Source organism: Pantoea sp. X-Soil-ISGK-421, from assembly GCF_059730785.1.
The window spans coordinates 498161-513374 of sequence record NZ_AP035980.1; the positions used below are offsets into that span (position 1 = coordinate 498161).

The window sequence follows — 15214 nt, forward strand, 5'->3', positions numbered from 1 at the left end:
TCACCTTTTTCCATGCTTATGGCATCAGTGTACCTAAGCTACGAAATAGGCGGCAATTTTTCTGCCCCTGCGCCTACACAACCCTCCGACACAAAGCGATCAGCTTCACACTTTCTATTATAAAATTTTAAATGTCTTGCCTGGTCAACCTCACATCTCCATGATTTTGTGAAACCGGTTTCTCATGGTGAAAAATCACACTGAAAACCGTGTACCTCTACCGAAAAAAATCAGAGACTAAAAATCCATGGCTAAAAATTATGCGGACATCTCCCGGGCCATCGTGGCAGCGCTCGGCGGCTTGAACAATATCGAAGCGGTGACGCACTGCATGACGCGCCTGCGTTTCGTGGTGAAAGACAGCGTACAGATTGATAACGCCACGCTGAAAACCATTCCCGGCGTCATGGGCGTAGTGCACACCGATACGCAGTGTCAGGTGATCATTGGCAACAACGTGAACCTCGCTTATCAGGAAGTTTTGAAGCTTGGCACGCCGAGCAGCGGTGGCGCATCTCCGGTGAAACGCAAAATCACCCTGCGCAGCATCGGTGCCGGCATTCTTGACGCGCTGGTAGGCACCATGTCGCCGCTGATTCCAGCGATTATCGGTGGATCAATGGTGAAGCTGCTGGCGATGGTGCTGGAGATGAGCGGTGTACTGGAGAAAGGTTCCTCTACGCTAATCATCCTCAATGTGATAGGTGACGGCGCATTCTTCTTCCTGCCGATTATGGTGGCCGCCTCAGCCGCGTTGAAATTCAAAACCAACATGTCACTGGCGATTGCCATCGCAGGCGTGCTGGTACATCCCAACTTTGTCGATTTGATGGCAAAAGCCGCACAAGGTCAGGCGGTCGAGTTTGCTTACATTCCGGTGACGGCGGTGAAATATACCTACACGGTGATCCCGGCGCTGGTAATGACGTGGATTCTGTCGCACATCGAATACTGGATTGATCGCATCACGCCAGCGGTGACCAAGAACTTCCTCAAGCCGATGCTGATCGTGCTGGTGGCGGCGCCCATTGCCATTGTGCTGATTGGACCGCTCGGCATCTGGATCGGTAGCGGTATTTCAGCGCTGGTGTACACCATTCACGGCTATCTTGGCTGGTTGTCGGTGGCAATTATGGGGGCGCTGTGGCCGCTGCTGGTGATGACCGGTATGCATCGCGTGTTCACGCCAACCATCATTCAAACCATCGCCGAAACGGGCAAAGAAGGCATGGTAATGCCTTCAGAAATTGGTGCCAACCTGTCGCTGGGCGGCTCTTCACTGGCGGTGGCATTCAAAACCAAAAACCCTGAACTGCGTCAAACTGCGTTTGCAGCAGCGGCGTCTGCGATTGTAGCGGGCATTTCTGAGCCGGCGCTGTATGGCGTTGCCGTGCGCCTTAAGCGTCCGCTGATTGCCAGCCTGATCAGCGGCTTTATTTGCGGCGCAGTAGCGGGCATGGGTGGGCTAGCCAGCCATTCGATGGCCTCGCCCGGCTTGTTCACCAGCGTGCAGTTTTTCGATCCCACCAATCCGATGAGCATCGTGTGGGTCGGCGCTGTGATGGTGTTGTCGGTGGTGCTCTCATTCATGCTTACGTTGATTCTCGGCTTTGAAGATATCCTGGTCACCGAACCCGCACATCCGAAGCCGGTGACGGACGACGTCAAAGCCGTCAACGTTAATTTATCCAGGGTGTAACAGAGGTTTTTATGTCTGAAGTGACATTTCCAGAGGGATTTTTGTGGGGAGGCGCGTTAGCCGCCAATCAGTCAGAGGGCAGCTATCTGGCTGGCGGAAAAGGCTTAACCACGGTGGATATGATTCCTCACGGCACGCATCGCATGCCGGTAAAATTGGGTCAGGAAAAGCGTTTTACACTGCGCAGCGATGAATATTATCCAAGTCATGACGCTATCGATTTTTACCGTCGCTACAAAGACGATATCGCGCTGATGGCAGAAATGGGTTTCACCGTGTTCCGCACCTCAATTGCGTGGAGCCGTATTTATCCGCAAGGCGATGAATTGACGCCAAACGCCGAAGGCATTGCGTTTTACCGCAGCCTGTTTGAAGAGTGCCAGAAATATGGCATTACGCCGCTGGTGACGCTGTGCCACTTCGATGTGCCAATGCATCTGGTGACGGAATACGGTTCGTGGCGCAATCGTAAAATGATTGAATTTTTCAGCCGCTACGCGCGTACCTGTTTTGAAGAATTCAACGGTTTGGTGAAGTATTGGCTGACCTTTAATGAGATCAATATTCTGCTGCACAGCCCGTTCTCCGGCGCGGGGTTGGTGTTCGAACCAGGCGAAAACCCGGAGCAGGTAAAGTATCAGGCAGCCCATCACGAGTTGGTCGCAAGCGCGCTGGTAACCAAAATTGCCCATGAGATTAACCCCGAAAATCAGGTTGGTTGCATGTTAGCGGGCGGGAATTTCTATCCATGGTCGTGCAAGCCGGAAGATGTGTGGGCCGCGCTGGAGAAGGATCGCGAAAACCTCTTCTTTATCGATGTGCAGGCGCGCGGCGCTTATCCGTCTTATGCCGCGCGGGTGTTCCGCGAGAAAGGCGTAGTGATTGCGACTGAACCGGAAGATGCCGCCACGCTGCGTCACACCGTAGACTTCGTCTCCTTCAGCTATTACGCCTCACGCTGCGCCTCGGCAGAGATGAACGAGCAAAACAGCAGCGCCGCTAACGTGGTGAAATCGCTGACCAACCCGCATGTGAAACGTAGCGATTGGGGCTGGGGCATCGATCCGCTCGGCCTGCGCATCACCATGAACATGATGTATGACCGCTATCAGAAGCCGCTGTTTCTGGTGGAAAACGGCCTGGGCGCTCACGACGAGATAAATGCCGATGGCGAAATCCATGACGACTATCGCATCAGCTACCTGAAACAGCATATTCAGGCGATGGGCGAAGCGATTGCCGATGGCATTCCGCTGATCGGCTATACCACATGGGGCTGCATTGATTTGGTGGCGGCATCCACCGGCGAAATGAGTAAACGTTACGGATTTGTCTACGTTGACCGCGACGATAAAGGCAACGGCAGTCTGGCGCGCATCCGCAAGAAATCATTCTGGTGGTACAAGCAGGTGATAGCCAGCAACGGGCGGAATCTGGCAGCGTTGTAGTCCACAACGCGCAGGCATCCGTAGCGGCGCAATTTATTGCGCGATAAATCGCGCCGCTACGGTTCCTGCGAGTTAACGGGTTAAGCGATAGCGCTGCCGCTGGAGGATTTCCGTCTGATGCGGCGTGGCGATTGGCCACGCTTGCTGTGGGAACAGATAGAGCCGAATGCTGAACAGATGGAACAGCGGCGTCAGCACCCTTTCGTCGCGCTTCGCCAGCTGTTCCAGCATCAATAGCAGCAAATCCAGCTCCTCTTGCAAATCTGCATGCGGCGGCGTTTGCAGTGACTTTAGGCGGCGTTTGAGAAATAGCGCCAGTTCATGAAACATCTGTCCGCTATCAAGATGATATTGTTGCAGCAGCGCTTTGTGGCGCGCGTAATAGTCAAAGCTGTTGACGCCTAGCCACACTTCCTTGAGCAACATGCCCGCTGAGCGCATATCGGGATGCGGATCGAGCCGTAAACGCGGCAACACCACATTCACTTTATCCAGCATCAGGCTGATAAAGCGTTGTCGACCGAGCAGTGACGAACCATTACGCTCGGTTTCTTTGATAAAGCGCAGCAGTTCGCGTAGACCTTGCCGCACGGCGCGGCGCGCGGTCCACGATGGCCGTTTATTGCGCATGATTGCGGTGATAATCACCGCAAACATCACGCCTGCCATGGTGGCAATTGCATTGTTGATCAGCAGCACTAAATCGGGTTTTAGATGGTGACCAAGCCCAATAAAGCCAGGAATCTGAATCGCTACGCTCAGGCCAATCATATTGGTGGAGGGACGCGCGATCATCAGCCCCAGGATCATCAGGCCGGGCGCCAGGCAAATCATCAGGGCTTCAAATGAGGTGGCTTGCGGCAGGAGTAGCGCCACATAAATCACGCTGATAATGATTGCCATGATGACGCCACGAACAAACAACTTCATCGATGTTAGCGGCGTATCCTGACTGGCGAGTAGTGAACAGAGGATTGCCGCCATTACCGGTGCCGATGCGCCATCACGCCACCCCGTCCCCATCCACAGCAGGCAGGAACCGAAGGTGGCGCAGAAAGCGGTCAATGCCGATAGCCGAATCAGCCCTTTATCGAAAAAGCGGTGCGTACGTTTGCCGCGTGCCAATGTGGTGTCGCCCGACAGATCGCTTACCAATCCGCCGACGCTTTGATAAGCACCGGCGATGCGCACAAAATCTGCCAGGCGTTCGATTAACCCGGTAAACAGCAGCCAGTTTTCGGTCGGCAATGCCCCATTTTGCCAGGCTGCATTAAGTTCAGCCTGACAACCACTCAATGTTTGTTGAATGCCACTGGTTTCCCCTACCGCTTCGCCGTCGTTTAGCCACTGCAAAAACAGCTGAAAAGTGTGAGCTACGTTTGCCGGAAAAGCGATGTGCAGTGTCGAGAGCCGCTGCAAACGCATCTCGATGGCCGTGAGCGTCGGGATCAAATAGGAGAGATGTTGATACTGCACGCTGACCAGACGAATCAGCCGTCGTGCGGCATCACCTTCATAGACGCAGTGGGTAATCAGCACTTCAACCTGCTGTGGATGCGTCGCCATGCGAATCAAAATGTCGTCGCGTTCGGGCGAACTGTCGCTGGGAATACCGGAGAGCAGATCGCTACACAGTTTGCGCGCGTTGAGATACCAGTGACTCACGCTCTGCTCCAGCAAGCTACGCATCGATACGGGAAACAGCAGCGCATGCACCAGACTGCTGCAGACAATGCCGAGGGTAATCTCTTCAATACGAGAGATCACGATGCTGGTAATCGACAGCGGCGTCGTCACTTCCGGAAAACCCATGATTGCCGCGCTGTAGCCAGCCAGCATAAACACGTAACTCTTCGGCGTGCGGTCGTGCAGCGACAGATAGAGGCAAACGCTGACCCACAGTGATATGCAAAAACAGAACAGCAGCGGATGTTGCACGGTCGGCGGAAAGATAAAGAAGACAAACACCCCGCCCAACAAGGTCCCCAGCAGACGAAACACCGATTTTGAGATGGTTGAAGCGGAATAGAGCTGCGATGCGAGCAAAACCGTGGTAACTGCCCAGGCGGGTTTATCCAGGTTTAATTCAAGGGCGAAATAGAGTGCCAGAAAGGCGGCCAAACAGGTTTTTACAGCAAAAAAAACGGCGTTTTTTGAAAACCACTGCATGACACGGTGACCAGGATGTACTGAATGTTGCGTATCCTGCCAGAATGTGAAAAAGCCTCACCTCGATAAATATGTCTAATTGTTTCGTAATCGAAAACCATGTTCATCACGCGCGGTGTTGGCAATAAATATACGTAAGTGATGCTAATGTAAATCCTCGCTAATGGTGCGGTTTTACCGCGAAATGACCCTTCATGAGCGTTTTACGCGGTTTTAGCATCGATCAGTTATCAGACCAATAAATGTGTTCTAGATCACACTTTGCGCAAATGCACCCTTTTTGCTCTGTTATCCATAAAATAATTTCGCACAGAGATGGCATCGTTTCCAGACGCACGCATTGCGCGTTAAACCGCATCGCTAAATGCCTGTGCCGCCATAGGACATCGCCATCAGTACTTTTTTAACCGCAGCGGTGTTAATATTTTCGCGCTGAATCAGGCGCAGATTAACGCGAAGAACTTTCGGGAACGCAGTATGTTACATAAACATCTATTTTTTCGGGAAGCAGACGTGCTGCTTTCCCTGCTCCAACTTTGCAAAATCATCGTTACTGCCTTTTTTCTGCTGCTGCTCATTTCTCGCTCAGCGATTGCTGAGATACATGACGATAAAGCGAATCGGATTGTGAGCGGCATTATTAGTTTTACCCAATGGCCGGGATTAACACGCGCGCCTCAACTCTGCGTATTTTCCTCCGCGCAACATCTCTCTTTGCCACAAAATAGTCTGCACTCCGCCATACCGTTTAGCGTGGTTTATCTGACTGACGAGCGCGAATTGGCGACGCAGCGGTGCGATGCAATCTATTTCGGCGATCAGACACCGCATCAGCAGGTTGAACTGTTAAGTCACTTCGAGGGTAAAGCGGTACTTACCCTGGCTGAGAACAATGCCGAATGTACGGTCGGCGCCGCTTTCTGCCTGATCTTTAATACGAATCATACGCTGTTCTCAGTAAACCTCGATTCGCTAGCCAGAAGCGGCGTCAAAGTCAGTCCGGACGTGCTGTTGCTGTCCCGCAATGGAAGCAAATAAGATGAAAATAGAAAATTCAAAAAATGATAAATCATCGATTCGTAATAAGCTGCGCAAAATTAGCATCATTAACTCTGCGGTTATTTTACTGCTGTGCTGGCTGTTGCTTTCGTCTACGTCTTTGCTGTTTATTAAAAGCTACGAGAAAAGAAATCTGGAGTTGATTGCCGCGACGCTTAGCACCACACTGACCGCCGCCACAGTATTTGAAGACAGCTATGACGCGCACAATAAAATCGCCCGGCTCGGCAATGAAGGCATGTTTGATTCCGCGAAACTTGTGACGGATGATCAAACCGTTTTAGTAGACTGGCATGATCAACAAGAGCAAACCGGTTGGTATTCGCGTTTATTGCGCGAGTGGATTTATCTCAAACCGCTTAGCATCAATATTAATCACTCAGAAGCCACTGTTGGTACGTTAACGCTGGAAGGCACCGTTACCGGCGCAGCCGATTTCATTCGTTATTCGCTGATGATTCTTACCTGCGGCATGCTGTGCGTGTTAATCATCTCCTTCTTGTTAAGCGAATTTCTGCATCGCGGCATTCTCGCCTCACTCCGCAATATCACCAGTTCGATCCACTATGTGATTCTTTCCGGTGATTTTTCCTTACGTATTCCGGAAAGTCCGACGCGCGAGTTTCAGCTGTTCTCAGACGATCTGAATTCGTTGCTGACTGAGATGCAGACGCTGCAAGCTTCGCTGATCCGTGATAACCGCACGTTGGCGGCCAAAGCCCTGGAAGATCCCTTGACTGGCCTGGCTAATCGCGCCGCCTTTGTCGCGCGATTAACCCAGTTACTCGATCAGCAACTGGCGAAAGAACGCTTCGTCTTGCTGTTCCTTGATGGCGATCGCTTCAAGAGCATTAACGATAACTGGGGCCACGCCGCCGGAGATGAAGTGTTAAAAGCGATCGGTTCACGTCTTTCCGCCTTAGCGTATAAGCAGGATTTGGTCGCGCGTTTAGGCGGTGATGAATTTGCCATGTTGGTGACCAGCCGCACCAGCGAGGCGCAATTACAGCTGCTCATGCAAGACATTCATGAGGCCATTAAGCAAAAAATTGTTATTGCAGAAGGCACCCCAATCACAACTTCGGTCACCATTGGCTACGCCTGGTCGCAGCATGGCGACACGGTTGAATCTATTCTGGAGCGCGCCGATATGAATATGTACAAAAATAAGGGAATGAGTAAGGTGCGGATATGAAGATGAAAATTTTCCTGATGGTATGCGTATTAGCGGTTGTCGGTTGCCAGACAAAGGGACGTTTTAGTGACGAGCAAATAGCCGCGATGCGGAATGCAGGATTTAGCCAAAATAGCGAAGGCTGGGGATTAGGTTTATCGGATAAAATCCTGTTTGGCGTTAACGAATCGCAGCTGACACCAGCCAGTAAAGACACGATCCAATCGTTGGCGAAAAATCTGGCGGCTACGGGCATTAATCATGTACGTATTGATGGACACACCGATAATTATGGCAAAGCGGATTATAACCAGCAGCTGTCGCTAAAAAGAGCCAACGCCGTAGCAGCACAATGGGCAGCAGGCGCGGCGATCCCGCGCGAAAATATTGTTACGCGCGGATTAGGGATGAGCGTGCCCATTGCCAGCAACAACAGCCCTCAAGGCCGCGCGCAAAATCGCCGCGTAGCCATTGTGATCACGGCGCCGTAATCAGCTGGCGCGCGATCGCATAATCATACAGGCGGTCGCGCGCTAAATTCTTCATCTTTACTTCACACATAATGTCGAAGTCATTAAACGACAACGCCCAATCATTTAGGCTTTGGTTGAAATAATAATCGGCATGAGCGCGAAGTTTTGTTTTCGAAACGGCTAAATCCTGCTGATCCGGGAAACCGTGATCGGGAATGAGACCTTCCTGCGCGATCGAATAGTGCATAACTGGCCGCACACCGCGCCACGACTCTTTTATCAGTGCAATACGCACATCATCAGCTTGAATATAGTGATTCTCTTTCACCCAATGATGGTGAATATCCAGCACCACCGGACACAAGTTGCGCGCCTGCAACACATCGTCCAGCGAACAGGATATTTCATCATTCTCCACCGTCAGCATATTGCGCGCTTCGGCACTGAGCCGCAGAAAGGCGGCGCGAAATCCATCAATGCCTTTTTTGCCGTTCATGTGAATATTGATTTTAAAATCCTGGAACTGACGACCATAACCCATTAATACCGCGCAGGTGGCGTGATATTCCACATCCTCAATGGCGCGATCGACCACGCCATCATTATCGGACGCCAGCACCGTATATTGGCCGGGATGGAAGGACAGCCGGATATTATTCGCACGTGCTAACTCGCCGCAGCGGTGCAATAAGGGTGTGAGATCCGACAGCAATGCACCGTACAACTGCGTTGCTTCCGGCACCGTATATAACGGCAACAGGTCGCTGCCGATGCGCATCATGCGTAATGCATCAGGTTGCGTCGCGAGTTGTTCAAGCGTGAGATAGAGGTTTTGCAGATTGTTTTGCGCCAGTTGATTCAGCAGCGTTATGCGTGAATCATCATCAAGGCTGAGAAAGCGCGTGCGCGTGGTGCTTTTGAAGGGATACGGCTGTTTAGCCTGTTGATCCAGATACTTACAAGCAAAGCCTAATTTCATTTCATCCCCCATTTAATCAGCTTGAAAGCTTAGCTGTTATTGGCGAATCTGCGCGGTTCGTTACGCATTCTAATTACTGCACGGTCCGTAGCGGCGCGATTTATTGCGCCGCTACGGACCGTGCGTTCTGCGGAAATTACACGTCCGGGAAGGTCATGCTGCTACCCGGTGCTTCACGATGTAGATGGATAAAGTTCAGGTGACGTTCGTATTGATCAAGAATATCGATGATCACCTGCTCCTTGTTGTAGTCCATTAAATCGTTGCCCTGGCTCCCTTCCAGCAGGAAGGTTTCCAGACGGTAATAGGTCGATTTACCGCTGCGTGCGCGATAGGTAAAGCCCGGTACCGAATATTGCTGCGGCCAGATTTGATAAACAAAATCCTGCTCCTCACCCAGCAGCACGCGCAGATCAAGGTGGCCCAGCGGCTGCCCCTCTTCTGGCTCCGCGCGTTCCAGCGATACGCGTCCGCCACGCAGCTCGAGCTCTTTCGCCACTTCTTGCATGGCCGGGAACAGCACCTCTTCCATCATTTTCTGGGTATAGCGCGTACCCGGATAGTTCATCAGGCGCGACAGGCGTTTCTTCCAGCTCAGGCGATCGTTACTGGCCGGAATGTACGGCGCAGTATCACGGCTGGCACTGGCGCGGCGATGATCTTCCACTTTCAGCGATTTATACAGGCCGGCCATCACAAAGAAAATCACGAAGCTAAAGGGCAAGCCCATGATCACCGTGGCGTTCTGCAGGGCAGAAATCCCGTTGGTCATCAGCATCCCCATGGTCAGCACACCAATGGCAATCGACCAGAAGATACGCAGCCAGTTCGGTGCATCGCTGTTGATGTCTTTCAGCTTGGAGGTGAAGTTACCCAGCACCAGAGAACCGGAATCCGCCGATGTCACGTAGAACAGCATGCCGGTGATGGTGGCAACCGAAGCACTCAATTTAAACGCCGGATACTGCGCCAGCAGGCTGTAGAAGCCGCGTTCGGCATGCGCCATCACTTCCTGCGCAAAGCCTGCGTCACCATGAATGATTTCATACAGCGCCGCGTTACCAAATACCGATAGCCACAGCAGCGTAAAGGTGAACGGGATAATCAGCGTACCTAATACGAACTCACGAATGGTACGACCGCGTGAGATACGTGCGAGGAACAGACCGACAAACGGCGACCAGGCAACCCACCACGCCCAGAAGAACAGCGTCCAGCTATTCATCCACTCGCGTGGCTGATCAAACGCGAAGGTGTTGAGCGTCATGCCCATAAAGCGATTGACGTAATCCCCCACGTTCAGCACTAACGCGTTAAGCAGGAAATCGGTTTTGCCCATAAACAGCACGAACAGAATCAAGCCCAGCGCCAGCGCAACATTCAGCTCAGAGAGAATACGGATGCCTTTATCCACGCCGGATGTCACTGAGATGGTGGCGATGATCACCGACAGCACAATCAGCGCCGCCTGCGCAGTGAAACCTTCCGGAATATCGAACAGGACGTTGAGACCGTAGTTCAATTGCACCACACCAATCCCTAACGTGGTGGCGATACCAAAGATGGTACCGATCACCGCGGCGATATCGACGGTATGACCAATCGGGCCATTAATGCGTTTGCCGAAAATCGGATAAAGCGCTGAGCGGATGGTGAGCGGCAGGTTGTAGCGATAGCTGAAGTAGCCAAGCGCGATGCCCATCAACGCGTACATTGACCAACCGGTGACGCCGTAGTGGAACAGCGTCCACACCATCGCCTGACGCGCGGCTTCCATGGTCTGCCCTGCACCTTCTGGCGGCTGCATATACTGCGTTACCGGTTCGGCAACCGAGAAGAACATCAGGTCAATACCGATACCGGCGGCAAATAACATCGCCGACCAGCTCAGTAAACTGAACTCGGGTTTGGATTGCTCCGGCCCAAGCTTGATGGCGCCGTAGCGCGAACACGCCATATAGATGACGAAAACGATGTACAGCGTAGCAGCGAGCATGTAGTACCAGCCAAACGTGGAAGTGACCCAATTAACGGCGGTCAGAAGCCAGCTGGCAGCGAGTTCGCTGTAAAAAATCGTGACAAGTGAAAATGTCAGAATCAGTCCGGCTGAGGTGTAAAACACCACAGGATTGATTCTGTCTTTTTCACTGGCAGGTGGATTAATCATCGATTACCTCTGGTTAATTTCCTGTAGTACGTGCCATTTAAGCGTAAGTGGGTCTTCATAAATGACGACCCTACGCGAGAACATGCGGTTTTCGTAGGGTACGCGTTAATGCGCACCTGCAAGGTTCCATCCCTCTAACCGCTGCGTTTTTGTAACAATCGAAGCACAGCATCCTAACAAATTTCTTTTTTATATTGAACGTGCAATCAAAAAAAGTTTTAATAGTGTCCTTACATTGCGGTGGAGCTGGAGTGTTATGCCAAAGGTGGGAATGCAGCCGATACGTCGTCGGCAACTGATTGATGCGACCCTGAGCACCATTAACGAAGTCGGGATCAACGACGCCACCATTGCGCAGATTGCGCGACGTGCTGGCGTATCGACAGGCATCATCAGCCACTACTTCAAAGACAAGAACGGTCTGCTGGAAGCCACGATGCGTGACGTGACACGTCAGTTACGCGATGCGGTGGCAGCAAGGTTAAAACCACTGGCAGACGCCAGTACTGAAGCGCGCCTGCTGGCGATTGTGGAAGGCAACTTTGATGACTCGCAGGTGCACAGCGCCGCGATGAAAGCCTGGCTGGATTTTTGGGCCAGCAGCATGCATCAGCCACAGTTGGGCCGTTTAGAACGTGTAAGCAGCCGTCGACTGTTTTCCACGCTGGCAGCCGAGTTTCGTCGTGTGATTCCGCGCGAAAAAGCGCGACTGGCGGCACATGGCCTCGCCTCACTGATTGATGGCCTGTGGCTGCGCGCGGCGTTAAGTGGCAAACCGTTCGATTTGGCTATCGCCAGACAGCTCACCACCCAATTCATTCGTCAGCAATTGGCTGACCAGAATCACTGAGGAAGGAGAAATCATGTCCCGATTCACCGAGCAGCACCTTTACATTGATGGCGCATTGGTTCCCGCTGCGGCAGGCAACACATTCCAGACCATCAACCCGGCAAACGGCGAAGTGCTGGCCGAGGTACACGAAGCGGAACGCGCGGACGTTGATCGCGCGGTTGCCGCCGCGAAGAAAGGCCAGAAAATCTGGGCGGCGATGACGGCGATGGAACGTTCGCGCATTCTGCGTCGTGCGGTCGATATTCTGCGTGAGCGCAATGATGAACTGGCCGCGCTTGAAACCCTCGACACCGGCAAGCCACTGAGTGAAACGCAATACGTCGATATCGTGACCGGTGCCGACGTGCTGGAGTATTACGCGGGCTTGATTCCTTCTCTGGAAGGCCAGCAGATCCCGCTGCGCGATACCTCCTTTGTCTACACTCGCCGCGAACCGCTGGGCGTGGTGGCGGGCATCGGCGCGTGGAACTATCCGATTCAAATCGCCCTGTGGAAATCTGCGCCCGCGCTGGCCGCCGGTAACGCGATGATCTTCAAACCCAGCGAAGTGACGCCGCTGACCGCGCTGAAACTGGCAGAAATCTATACCGAAGCGGGCGTTCCAAACGGCGTGTTCAACGTGGTGAACGGTCGCGGCGCGGTCACTGGCCAGCTTCTCACCGATCATCCGGGCATCGACAAAGTCTCCTTCACCGGTGGCGTAGCAAGCGGTAAGAAAGTCATGGCTAATGCTGCCGGTTCAACGCTGAAAGACGTCACCATGGAGTTAGGCGGCAAATCCCCGCTGATTATCTTCGATGATGCCGATCTCGATCTCGCCGCTGACATCGCCATGATGGCGAACTTCTACAGCTCGGGACAGGTTTGCACCAACGGCACGCGCGTGTTTATCCCGGCGGCATTGCAATCCACCTTTGAAGCGAAAATCGCCGAGCGCGTGGCGCGTATTAAAGCGGGCGATCTTAACGACCCTGAGACCAACTTCGGCCCGCTGGTGAGCTTCGCACATCGCGACAACGTGATGCGTTTTATCGAATCCGGCATCAGCGAAGGTGCGCGTCTGCTCTGCGGCGGTAAACGCCTGAGTGGCGCAGCCTTCGATAACGGCGCGTGGGTGGAACCAACCGTATTCAGCGATTGCCGCGATGAGATGACCATTGTGCGTGAAGAGATCTTTGGCCCGGTGATGTCAATTCTGAGCTACGAGAGCGAAGAAGAAGTGATTCGCCGCGCGAACGCCACCGAATTTGGTCTGGCCGCGGGCGTGGTAACACAAGATCTCAACCGCGCACACCGCGTGATTCATCAAATCGAAGCGGGTATTTGCTGGATCAATACCTGGGGCGAATCCGCCGCTGAAATGCCCGTCGGCGGTTACAAGCATTCGGGTGTAGGCCGCGAAAACGGCCTGATGACGCTGCAGAATTACACTCAGGTGAAATCTGTGCAGCTCGAAATGACCCGTTTTCAGTCCGTATTTTAATTTTGGCTTTTAACCTGAGGAACGACTAATGGAATTTGATTACATCATTATCGGAGCCGGATCCGCAGGGAACGTTTTGGCAACAAGACTGACCGAAGATAGCAGCGTGAATGTGCTGCTTTTAGAAGCGGGCGGCCCAGATTACCGCTTCGACTTCCGCACGCAGATGCCTGCGGCGTTGGCTTTCCCGCTGCAGGGAAAACGCTACAACTGGGCGTATGAAACCGAACCTGAGCCGTACATGAATAATCGCCGCATGGAGTGCGGACGCGGTAAAGGCTTGGGCGGTTCTTCGCTGATCAACGGTATGTGCTACATCCGTGGTAACGCCATGGATCTGGACAACTGGGCAAAAGAGCCCGGCCTTGAAAGCTGGAGCTATCTGAACTGCCTGCCCTATTATCGCAAGTCTGAAACCCGCGATATCGGCGCCAACGATTATCATGGCGGCGAAGGTCCAGTAAGCATCACCACCTGTAAGCCGGATAATAATCCGCTGTTTGCGGCGATGATTGAAGCCGGCGTGCAGGCAGGATATCCGCGTACTGACGATCTGAACGGTTATCAGCAGGAAGGCTTTGGTCCGATGGACCGTTTTGTGACGCCGAAAGGCCGCCGCTCCAGCACCGCGCGCGGTTATCTGGATACCGCGAAAGCACGTCCGAACCTAAAAATCGTCACACATGCCACCACTGACCGCATTCTGTTTGAAGGCAAACGCGCGGTCGGCGTGCAGTATCTGCTGGGTTCCAGCAACACCTCACATCATGCGCATGCGCGCCGTGAAGTGCTGCTGTGCGCGGGTGCAATTGCGTCGCCGCAGATTCTGCAGCGTTCCGGTGTGGGTTCTGCTGAATTGCTGAAGCAGTTCGATATTCCGCTGGTGCATGACCTTCCGGGCGTAGGCGAAAACCTGCAGGATCACCTCGAAATGTATCTGCAGTATGAGTGCAAAGAGCCTGTTTCGCTTTATCCGGCCTTGAAGTGGTGGAACCAGCCGAAAATCGGTGCAGAGTGGCTGTTTAATGGCACGGGCGTCGGCGCCAGCAACCACTTCGAAGGCGGTGGCTTTATCCGCAGCCGTGAAGAGTTCACCTGGCCGAATATTCAGTATCACTTCCTGCCGGTCGCGATTAACTACAACGGCTCGAATGCTGTGGAAGCGCACGGTTTCCAGTGCCACGTTGGTTCTATGCGCTCACCGAGCCGCGGCCATGTGCGTTTGAAATCACGCGATCCGCGTCGTCATCCGGCCATTTTGTTCAACTACATGTCGCACGAGCAGGATTGGCATGAATTCCGCGATGCGATTCGTATCACGCGCCAGATCATCAATCAGCCGGCGCTGGATAAGTATCGCGGCAAAGAGATCAGTCCTGGATTGGATTGCCAGACCGACGAGCAGCTGGATGAGTTTGTGCGCAATCACGGTGAAACGGCCTATCATCCGTGCGGCACCTGTAAAATGGGTAACGACGAGATGTCGGTAGTTGATGGCGAAGGCCGCGTGCATGGTATCGAAGCGCTCCGCGTGGTGGATGCCTCGATCATGCCGCTGATCATCACCGGTAACCTGAACGCAACCACCATCATGATCGGTGAAAAAATCGCGGATAACATTCGTGGTCGCCAGCCGCTGCCGCGCAGCGAAGCGGATTACTTTGTTGCCGGTGATAAACCGGTACGCGCTGAACCAATGCGTGGGTAAGA

General features: G+C 53.1%; 11 protein-coding genes. 8 read left to right on the plus strand and 3 right to left on the minus strand.

The genetic code is table 11. The features are described from left to right. The first annotated feature begins 247 nt into the window (after window positions 1-247). Together ascF and AC6I8K_RS21005 are read left to right on the plus strand one after the other, a co-directional pair. Window positions 248-1699, plus strand: coding sequence for a PTS cellobiose/arbutin/salicin transporter subunit IIBC (gene ascF, locus AC6I8K_RS21000; RefSeq protein WP_497827505.1), 1452 nt, complete (start codon window positions 248-250; stop codon window positions 1697-1699). An 11-nt stretch (window positions 1700-1710) separates the two neighbouring features. After that, window positions 1711-3147: a 6-phospho-beta-glucosidase gene (locus AC6I8K_RS21005; protein ID WP_483818373.1), complete on the plus strand. Its 1437-nt coding sequence runs from the start codon at window positions 1711-1713 to the stop codon at window positions 3145-3147. A gap of 72 nt (window positions 3148-3219) precedes the next feature. On the opposite strand, the gene AC6I8K_RS21010 is transcribed toward AC6I8K_RS21005, so the two are convergent. Next, window positions 3220-5316, minus strand: coding sequence for an FUSC family protein (locus AC6I8K_RS21010; RefSeq protein ID WP_497827506.1), 2097 nt, complete (start codon window positions 5314-5316; stop codon window positions 3220-3222). Window positions 5317-5793: 477 nt separating this feature from the next. Between AC6I8K_RS21010 and yfiR the strand changes: the two genes are divergently transcribed. The 3 genes from yfiR to yfiB are packed head-to-tail and all read left to right on the plus strand — an operon-like array spanning window position 5794 to window position 8040. Further along, entirely contained in the window at window positions 5794-6354 is a 561-nt protein-coding gene (yfiR, locus tag AC6I8K_RS21015; RefSeq protein ID WP_497827507.1) for a regulatory sequestration protein YfiR, read from the plus strand. Between the two features lies 1 nt (window position 6355). Beyond that, on the plus strand, window positions 6356-7570 hold the full coding sequence (gene dgcN, locus AC6I8K_RS21020; protein WP_064739975.1) for a diguanylate cyclase DgcN/YfiN: 1215 nt from the start codon (window positions 6356-6358) through the stop codon (window positions 7568-7570). After that, a complete protein-coding gene (gene yfiB, locus AC6I8K_RS21025) occupies window positions 7567-8040 on the plus strand; it encodes an outer membrane lipoprotein YfiB (protein WP_064739974.1) in 474 nt (157 codons plus the stop codon). Before dgcN ends, yfiB begins: the two co-directional genes overlap by 4 nt. On the opposite strand, the gene uvsE is transcribed toward yfiB, so the two are convergent. Together uvsE and AC6I8K_RS21035 are read right to left on the minus strand one after the other, a co-directional pair. Beyond that, window positions 8027-9001: a UV DNA damage repair endonuclease UvsE gene (gene uvsE, locus AC6I8K_RS21030; RefSeq protein ID WP_497827508.1), complete on the minus strand. Its 975-nt coding sequence runs from the start codon at window positions 8999-9001 to the stop codon at window positions 8027-8029. The genes yfiB and uvsE overlap by 14 nt on opposite strands. 136 nt (window positions 9002-9137) lie before the next feature. Next, the gene (locus tag AC6I8K_RS21035; protein WP_064739972.1) at window positions 9138-11168 is read right to left on the minus strand and encodes a choline transporter; all 2031 of its coding nucleotides are present in this window, start codon (window positions 11166-11168) and stop codon (window positions 9138-9140) included. Between the two features lie 256 nt (window positions 11169-11424). Here AC6I8K_RS21035 and betI point away from each other — a divergent pair, with 256 nt between their 5' ends. The 3 genes from betI to betA are packed head-to-tail and all read left to right on the plus strand — an operon-like array spanning window position 11425 to window position 15212. After that, window positions 11425-12018, plus strand: coding sequence for a transcriptional regulator BetI (betI, locus tag AC6I8K_RS21040; protein WP_008106889.1), 594 nt, complete (start codon window positions 11425-11427; stop codon window positions 12016-12018). 13 nt (window positions 12019-12031) lie between these two features. Further along, the gene (betB, locus tag AC6I8K_RS21045; RefSeq protein ID WP_483818369.1) at window positions 12032-13504 is read left to right on the plus strand and encodes a betaine-aldehyde dehydrogenase; all 1473 of its coding nucleotides are present in this window, start codon (window positions 12032-12034) and stop codon (window positions 13502-13504) included. Window positions 13505-13532: 28 nt separating this feature from the next. Next, the gene (betA, locus tag AC6I8K_RS21050; protein WP_064739970.1) at window positions 13533-15212 is read left to right on the plus strand and encodes a choline dehydrogenase; all 1680 of its coding nucleotides are present in this window, start codon (window positions 13533-13535) and stop codon (window positions 15210-15212) included. The last annotated feature ends 2 nt before the right edge of the window (window positions 15213-15214 follow it).

What these genes read in the sequence shown, in the direction of transcription:
- ascF (WP_497827505.1), top strand. Translation starts at nt 248, where the DNA reads ATGGCTAAAAATTATGCGGACATCTCCCGGGCCATCGTGGCAGCGCTC.
- AC6I8K_RS21005 (WP_483818373.1), top strand. Translation starts at nt 1,711, where the DNA reads ATGTCTGAAGTGACATTTCCAGAGGGATTTTTGTGGGGAGGCGCGTTA.
- AC6I8K_RS21010 (WP_497827506.1), bottom strand. Translation starts at nt 5,316, where the DNA reads ATGCAGTGGTTTTCAAAAAACGCCGTTTTTTTTGCTGTAAAAACCTGT.
- yfiR (WP_497827507.1), top strand. Translation starts at nt 5,794, where the DNA reads ATGTTACATAAACATCTATTTTTTCGGGAAGCAGACGTGCTGCTTTCC.
- dgcN (WP_064739975.1), top strand. Translation starts at nt 6,356, where the DNA reads ATGAAAATAGAAAATTCAAAAAATGATAAATCATCGATTCGTAATAAG.
- yfiB (WP_064739974.1), top strand. Translation starts at nt 7,567, where the DNA reads ATGAAGATGAAAATTTTCCTGATGGTATGCGTATTAGCGGTTGTCGGT.
- uvsE (WP_497827508.1), bottom strand. Translation starts at nt 9,001, where the DNA reads ATGAAATTAGGCTTTGCTTGTAAGTATCTGGATCAACAGGCTAAACAG.
- AC6I8K_RS21035 (WP_064739972.1), bottom strand. Translation starts at nt 11,168, where the DNA reads ATGATTAATCCACCTGCCAGTGAAAAAGACAGAATCAATCCTGTGGTG.
- betI (WP_008106889.1), top strand. Translation starts at nt 11,425, where the DNA reads ATGCCAAAGGTGGGAATGCAGCCGATACGTCGTCGGCAACTGATTGAT.
- betB (WP_483818369.1), top strand. Translation starts at nt 12,032, where the DNA reads ATGTCCCGATTCACCGAGCAGCACCTTTACATTGATGGCGCATTGGTT.
- betA (WP_064739970.1), top strand. Translation starts at nt 13,533, where the DNA reads ATGGAATTTGATTACATCATTATCGGAGCCGGATCCGCAGGGAACGTT.